Origin of the sequence: Streptomyces kanasensis (assembly GCF_043077165.1) — a bacterium.
GTDB lineage: Bacteria > Actinomycetota > Actinomycetes > Streptomycetales > Streptomycetaceae > Streptomyces > Streptomyces changanensis.
On record NZ_JBIBSF010000005.1, the window covers coordinates 513255 to 519867 of the forward strand.

At 76.4% G+C, this 6613-nt stretch carries 7 protein-coding genes; 2 read left to right on the forward strand and 5 right to left on the reverse strand.

Annotation, left to right across the window (positions count from 1 at the left end):
- The first annotated feature begins 87 nt into the window (after positions 1 to 87).
- Positions 88 to 651 (forward strand): hypothetical protein, encoded by a 564-nt coding sequence (locus tag ACF053_RS16265; RefSeq protein ID WP_058945475.1) that lies wholly within the window; start codon positions 88 to 90, stop codon positions 649 to 651.
- A gap of 136 nt (positions 652 to 787) precedes the next feature.
- Here ACF053_RS16265 and ACF053_RS16270 read toward each other — a convergent pair whose 3' ends face one another.
- The 5 genes from ACF053_RS16270 to ACF053_RS16290 all read right to left on the reverse strand — a co-directional run bounded on the left by ACF053_RS16270 (position 788) and on the right by ACF053_RS16290 (position 4653).
- The gene (locus ACF053_RS16270) at positions 788 to 1159 is read right to left on the reverse strand and encodes a hypothetical protein (protein ID WP_391954490.1); all 372 of its coding nucleotides are present in this window, start codon (positions 1157 to 1159) and stop codon (positions 788 to 790) included.
- Positions 1160 to 1271: 112 nt separating this feature from the next.
- On the reverse strand, positions 1272 to 1709 hold the full coding sequence (locus tag ACF053_RS16275) for a roadblock/LC7 domain-containing protein (RefSeq protein WP_391954491.1): 438 nt from the start codon (positions 1707 to 1709) through the stop codon (positions 1272 to 1274).
- 39 nt (positions 1710 to 1748) lie between these two features.
- On the reverse strand, positions 1749 to 2642 hold the full coding sequence (locus ACF053_RS16280) for a transcriptional regulator (protein ID WP_391954492.1): 894 nt from the start codon (positions 2640 to 2642) through the stop codon (positions 1749 to 1751).
- Complete coding sequence (locus ACF053_RS16285; protein WP_391954493.1) at positions 2642 to 3064, reverse strand: hypothetical protein; 423 nt, start codon at positions 3062 to 3064, stop codon at positions 2642 to 2644. The genes ACF053_RS16280 and ACF053_RS16285 overlap by 1 nt, the downstream gene beginning before the upstream one ends.
- A 257-nt stretch (positions 3065 to 3321) precedes the next feature.
- A complete protein-coding gene (locus ACF053_RS16290) occupies positions 3322 to 4653 on the reverse strand; it encodes a diaminopimelate decarboxylase (RefSeq protein WP_391954494.1) in 1332 nt (443 codons plus the stop codon).
- A 139-nt stretch (positions 4654 to 4792) separates the two neighbouring features.
- On the opposite strand from ACF053_RS16290, the gene hutU reads away from it, so the two are divergent.
- On the forward strand, positions 4793 to 6457 hold the full coding sequence (hutU, locus tag ACF053_RS16295) for a urocanate hydratase (protein ID WP_391954495.1): 1665 nt from the start codon (positions 4793 to 4795) through the stop codon (positions 6455 to 6457).
- Positions 6458 to 6613: the final 156 nt, after the last annotated feature.

A 6613-nucleotide genomic window follows, 5' to 3' on the forward strand; every position in this document is an offset into this window, starting at 1 on the left:
CCGTCCGGCGCCTCTCACGGAAATCTCACCGACCGGCTGTACCCTGCCGCGCGCACCTCAACTGAGCCGAGCAGGAGGAGGACGGACGTGGCGCGCGGAGGACAGGCGCTGGCGCGGGTGGCCGTGGCGGTACGGGCCGGGGCGGCGCCCCTGTGGTGGTCGGGGATCCTCGGAGCCGGCGTCGGGGCGCTGGTGCCCGGGCTGACCGGGCGGCGCATCGGCCTGCTGGCCGGGGCCGCGCTGTTCCTGGTCGCGGCGGCGGTGGCCGCCCTCACCCGGCGGGGCCGGTACGTCCGGCTCGCCGACGCCGCCGGGCGGGCCGCCCGCGCCGACGTCCTGCAGGACCGGGCCGTGACCGTGCGCGTCTGGCGGCGGGCCCGGCGGTGGTGGCTGCTACTGGCCTTCGCGGTGGCCGTGGGCTCGTCGTTCCTGGTGCCGGGGGCGGTCGGACTGCTGGTCGCCGGCCTGGGCGCCGGGCTGTGGCTGAAGGCGTCGTGGCTCGGGCGCCGCGAGGGCGCCGGGGACCTGCTGCTGTGGGTGCCGGTCGACCGGCTGGGCGCGGGCGGTCCGGCCGGGCCGCGCGTCACCGCGTACCGGACGACGGGGATCGCCGCCGGCGACGCCGCGCCCGGTGGGGCGCGGCGCCGCTGAACCCGGCGGGGCGGGCGGCGGGCGCTGTGGACGCGGCGGGGGCCGCGCCGCCCCGGCACCGCGCGCCGCGCCGTGACCGCGCGCGCCGCCCCGGCACCGCGCGCCGCGCCGTGACCGCGCGGCGCGGGGGCGGGGCTCAGACCTCCAGTTCGCCCTCGATCCGCTTGAGCTGGAGGCGGGCCATCGCCAGGTTCGCGCGGCCCTTGTCCAGCGCCAGGTAGAGGAACAGGCCGTTGGTGCCGCGTCCCTTGAGCAGCCGGATCAGGTGGTACTGGGTGCCCAGCGTGATCAGGATGTCCTCGATCTCGTCGTTGAGGCCGAGCATCTCCATGGTGCGCACCTTGGCGCGGACCACGTCGGTGTTGCCCGCCGCGGCGACGGTCAGGTCCAGGTCCTTGCCGCCGCCGACCGTGCCGAGGGCCATGCCGCTCGTGTAGTCGACGAGCGCGGCGCCGATGGCGCCGTCGATGAGGGTCGTGGCTTCCTTGAGGGCGGTCTCCGCGTTCATGTACGCGCACTTCCTTTCCTACGGGGATGGATCGAGGGGTTCAGCGGGTCGGCGGGTCCGGCGGGTCCAGCGGGTCAGGGGCAGGGGTTCGGCCGGCAGGGGCCGGGGGCGGTCAGGGCGTGGTCTCGGGCCGCTCCAGGGCGCCGTCGACCAGCTCCGCTATCCGGGCGCCGGAGCGGCGCCCCTCCAGGTGGAGCCGACCGACGTTGACGCGGGGCTCGGCGAGGAGGGTCAGGACGGCGGTGCCGCCCGCCGCGTACGTCGCCACGTAGCCGTGCTCGCCGCGGACGAGCAGCTCGCGGAACCCGCCCCGACCCGTGGCGTCGCTCAGCCGCACGGCGACGCCGAGGGCGGCCGCCGTCAGGGCGGCGACGCCCTCCGGTTCGACGTCGCCGGTGTCCTGGGCGAGGACCAGCCCGTCGACGCTGGCGGCGAGCGCCCCCGTCAGCTGGGGGACGCGGGCGCGCAGCCGGCGCAGCTCGCCGAGTACGTACGGTTCGGCCGTCATCAGTTGTCTCCTCTCGGCGCGCTGCCGCAGGGCGCGCCTCATGACGCCCCCCTCATGAGGGCAGGGGGGTGGAGCGGGTGGTCACAGGCGTGCCTCCAGAGCGTCACGGACTCGGCGGAGCAGGGCGATGTCGGGGGGATCGGTCGCGGTGGTGGGGCTGCTCGGCGGCGCGTGCTCGGGTGCGGGCGGGGCGGCGGGCCGGTGGGCCGGGAAGCCCGGCGGCAGTCGGCCGGGAAGTGCGGCGGGGAGCCCGGTGGGCAGGCCGCCGGGCAGGCCGGGCGGCCCGTCGGGGAGGCCGGTGGGCCGGTGGGCCGGGGATCCGGTCGGCTGGGGGGCGGTGGTGTCGCCGGTGGGTGCGGAGGGCGGCACGGGATCGGGCGTCTCGACCAGCCCGGCGGCGGCCAGCCGCCGGATCTCCAGCAGCGTGTGGAAGGCGGGACGCCCCAGCACCCACGCGAGCTGCGCCGGGGTGCGCACCCCGTCCGCGCGGGCGAGGAGCGCGCGGCCGCGGGCGGTGACCGTCTGGCCGGGCGCGGCGGGGCGCGGGACGACCGGGGCGGCGTCGAGTGCGGGGTACGGCCAGACGCTGTCGAGCAGTTCGCGGCGGCGCAGCGTCTCGCGTTCGACCGCGGCGGCGGGCACCGGGCGGCCGGGTCCGGCGTACCGGGGGTGGTGGCCGTAGCGGAAGCGGGCCGGGCCGCGGCCGGGCGCGAGGGCGAAGAACGCGGCGTCGAAGAGGGCGCCCAGGCGGCATATCTCCCGCTCGCCGTCGCCTATCCGCCCGCCGTGCCCGGGGCCGGCGGAGCGCCGGTCGCTGCCGCCGGCGAGCAGGATGTCGAGGCCGGGGGCGACGGGGCTCTCGGCGTGCACGACCTGGCCGTCCACGAGGTAGAGCGTGCCGTGGTCGCGCACCAGGGCGCCCGTCGCCCGGTCCGCCGCGAGGCGCCGCAGCATCGGCGAGACGACGCCGGCCATCACAGCACCAGCCGTTCGGCGAGGTCGCGCAGGCGTAATCGGGCGAGCGCGAGGTTGCCCGTGGTGCGGTCGAGCCACAGGTGGAGGAAGAGGCTGCTGTCGAAGTTGGTCGTGACGAACCGGAGCACGTGGTAGCCGGTGCGGGTGGTGACGATGAGGTCCTCGACGGGCGCGCCCCCGTCGTCGTCACCCTCAGGGCCGGCACCTGCGGGGGAGGGGGCGGCCATGGCCGGGGTGAAGGACTCGTACTCGGCGGCGGCGCGGGCCAGTTCGGCCGCCTCGGCCGCGGAGGTCTCGTGGTCGCCGACCGGGGACTCGCCGATCGTGCCGAGGGCCAGCCCGCTGGTCCAGTCGACGAGAGCCGCCCCGCGCGCCCCCGGCAGGGCCATCGCCTCGACCAGGCACTCGTCGATTCCGGGCACGCGGGCTCCCCTCCCATGGCGCAGACGCGAACGGCTCAGTGATGGAGACGTTACGCAACGTTCTGCCCACGGGTGGGACTTCTGGCATTTTCCCTTGGAACGTGCCCCCGGCGCGGTAGGCTCCGCCGCCCCGGGCCCCGCCGGTGCCCCGCGCGACGCGCCTGCCCCGCCGGGCCCCGCCCCGCCCCGCGCTGGCGCCCGCCGGGCCCCGCCCCGCCCGCCCCCCCCAGTGCCGCCCCGCCGCGGTACCCGCGCCGCTACCGGCGTACCAGGGCGTCCCGGTGTTCGCCGCCCGATTCGGCGACGATCTCCGCGGGCCGCTGCGGCGACCGTACGGTGGCGAACCGCACCGTCCCGTCCGGCTCCAGCTCGTAGCCGTAGACGCCCGGCCGCGGCAGGGAGTTGTAGGCGTAGTGGTGCGCGAAGTAGTACGCGCCGGTGTCGAGCGCCGCGACGACGTCGCCCGGCTCCAGCGGCGGCAGCGGCCGCGCCACGGCGAGGAGGTCGCCCGCGAAGCAGGCCGGCCCCGCCACGTCCTGCGCGAGGAGCGGCCCGGACTTGGGCCGCCCGGCGGCGTCGTACGCGACGATGCGCAGCGGCCAGGAGGCGGGGTCGTAGACCGTGCGCGTGGCGACCTGGACGCCGGCGTGGGCGACGGCGACGGGGCGCCCGCCGGAGGTCTTGGTGTACTCGACGCGGGCGAGCACCGTGCCGTGCTTGGCCAGCAGCGCCCGGCCGAACTCCGTGACCAGTCCGTACCGCCCGTCGAACAGCCCGGGCGCCTCGTCGGCGAGGAGCCGCGCGTACCGCGCGTAGGTCGGGGTCTCCTCGTCGGACGCGAAGTTGACCGGCAGGCCGCCGCCGATGTCGACGGTGTCGACCTGGTGCCGCCCGGCCGCGGCGTTGATCTCCTCGGCCAGCTCGTACACGGCCCGCACCCCGGTGGCCATGAGCGCGAGCGGCACGCCCTGCGAGCCGGAGTGGGTGTGCAGCCGGGTCAGCCAGGGGCGCTCCAGGAAGGCGCGCACGATCCACTCCCGGGCGCCGTCGTCCCGCAGCGGCACACCGAACTTGGACGTGTCGGTCGCGGTGGACAGGGCGCCGATGGAGCCGCCGCCCACCTGGGCGTTGACGCGCAGCCCGACGGGCGGGGGCGTGCCCCCGGCGCCGGCGAGGGCGGTGACGAGGGGGTCGAGCCGGGCGAGCTCCTGGGGGTTGTCGGCGTTGACGGCTATCCCCAGGGTGAGGGCCTCGCGCAGCTCGGTGGGGGTCTTGGCGGGGGAGTCCAGGACGGTGAGCTCCGGCGGTACGCCCGCCGCGCGGACCAGGGCCAGTTCGCCGGGGCTCGCGACCTCGGCGCCGAGCCCCTCCTCGTGCAGCAGGCGCAGGACGGGGACGAGCGGGGCGGCCTTGACGGCGAAGGCGTGCAGGACGGGGGCGTCGGTGACGGCGGCGAAGGCGGCGCGGAGGGCGGCGGCGGAGGCGCGGACGCCGGCGGTGTCGAGGAGGGCGGCGACGGGTGCGGAGTCGGAGAGCAGCGCGTGGGCGACGGCTGCGCGGACGGCCTGATCACGACGGTCGGAAGCCATGGCACCCAGCCAAACACCCGTTCTGCCGCCGCGCAGCTGTTGACTACAACTATTCAGTCCAGCAGGATGTGAATAACCCGCTCAACACGGTGAGCGTCGTCCCAGTGGCCCCAGGCCGATCAACCGAGGAGGCATCCCCATGTCAGGACCCCGCCCCGTACGGGCCCCGCGCGGTACGGAACTGAGCGCCCTGGGATGGCAGCAGGAGGCCGCCCTGCGGATGCTGCAGAACAACCTCGACCCCGAGGTCGCCGAGCACCCCGACAAGCTCGTCGTCTACGGCGGCACCGGCAAGGCCGCCCGCGACTGGCGCTCCTTCGACGCGATGGTCCGCACCCTGCGCACGCTCAAGCAGGACGAGACGATGCTCGTGCAGTCCGGCCGCCCCGTCGGCGTCATGCAGACCCACGAGTGGGCCCCCCGGGTCCTCATCGCCAACTCGAACCTGGTCGGCGACTGGGCCAACTGGGAGGAGTTCCGCCGCCTGGAGCAGCTCGGCCTCACCATGTACGGCCAGATGACGGCCGGCTCCTGGATCTACATCGGCACGCAGGGCATCCTCCAGGGCACGTACGAGACGTTCGCCGCCGTCGCCGCGAAGAAGTTCGGCGGCACCCTCGCCGGGACGATCACCCTCACCGCCGGCCTCGGCGGCATGGGCGGCGCCCAGCCGCTCGCCGTCACCATGAACGACGGCGTCGCGATCTGCGTCGACTGCGACCCGCGCGCCATCGAGCGCCGCATCGAGCACCGGTATCTCGACGTGCGGGCCGACTCCCTGGAGCACGCCCTCCAGCTGGCCACCGAGGCCCGCGACGCCCGCCGCCCCCTGTCCATCGGCCTCCTCGGCAACGCCGCCGAGCTGCTGCCGCGGATGCTCGCCGAGGGCGCGCCGATCGACATCGTCACCGACCAGACCTCCGCCCACGACCCGCTCTCCTACCTGCCGGTCGGCGTCGACTTCGACGACATGGCGTCCCTCGCGGCCAAGGACCCGGCGGGCTTCACCACCCGCGCCCGCGAGTCGATGGCCCACCACGTCGAGGCCATGGTCGGCTTCATGGACGCCGGCGCCGAGGTCTTCGACTACGGCAACTCCATCCGCGGCGAGGCCCGGCTCGCCGGGTACGACCGGGCGTTCGCCTTCCCCGGCTTCGTCCCCGCCTACATCCGCCCCCTCTTCTGCGAGGGCAAGGGCCCCTTCCGCTGGGCCGCCCTCTCGGGCGACGCCGCCGACATCCACAAGACCGACAAGGCGATCCTCGACCTCTTCCCGGAGAACGAGTCGCTGGCCCGCTGGATCAAGCTGGCCGGTGAGCGCGTCCACTTCCAGGGCCTGCCCGCCCGCATCTGCTGGCTCGGCTACGGCGAGCGCGACAGGGCCGGCGAGCGCTTCAACGACATGGTCGCCTCCGGCGAGCTCGCGGCGCCGCTCGCGATCGGCCGCGACCACCTCGACTGCGGCTCCGTCGCCTCCCCGTACCGCGAGACCGAGTCCATGCTCGACGGCTCCGACGCCATCGCCGACTGGCCGCTGCTGAACGCCATGGTCAACGTCGCCTCCGGCGCCTCCTGGGTCTCCCTGCACCACGGCGGCGGCGTCGGCATGGGCCGCTCGATCCACGCCGGCCAGGTCACGGTCGCCGACGGCACCCCGCTGGCGGGCGAGAAGATCCGCCGCGTCCTCACCAACGACCCGGGCATGGGCGTGATCCGCCACGTCGACGCCGGCTACGACAGCGCCGGCGCCGTCGCCGACGCGAAGGGCGTCCGCGTCCCGATGCGTGAGGACGGCTCCGCGTGAGCGACACCTTCCACGCCATGTGGCGGTGGGGGGGGGGCCCCCGCGCCCCCCCCCCCCCCCCGGGGGGGCCCCCCCGGGGGGGGGGGCGGGGGGGCCCCCCCGGGGGCGGGGGGGCCCGGGGGGGCGGGGGGGGCCCCCCCCCGGGGGTGACCGGGG

Coding starts and splice junctions, on each gene's coding strand:
- ACF053_RS16290 (WP_391954494.1), bottom strand. CDS start 4,653: ATGGCTTCCGACCGTCGTGATCAGGCCGTCCGCGCAGCCGTCGCCCAC.
- ACF053_RS16280 (WP_391954492.1), bottom strand. CDS start 2,642: ATGGCCGGCGTCGTCTCGCCGATGCTGCGGCGCCTCGCGGCGGACCGG.
- ACF053_RS16275 (WP_391954491.1), bottom strand. CDS start 1,709: ATGAGGCGCGCCCTGCGGCAGCGCGCCGAGAGGAGACAACTGATGACG.
- ACF053_RS16270 (WP_391954490.1), bottom strand. CDS start 1,159: ATGAACGCGGAGACCGCCCTCAAGGAAGCCACGACCCTCATCGACGGC.
- hutU (WP_391954495.1), top strand. CDS start 4,793: ATGTCAGGACCCCGCCCCGTACGGGCCCCGCGCGGTACGGAACTGAGC.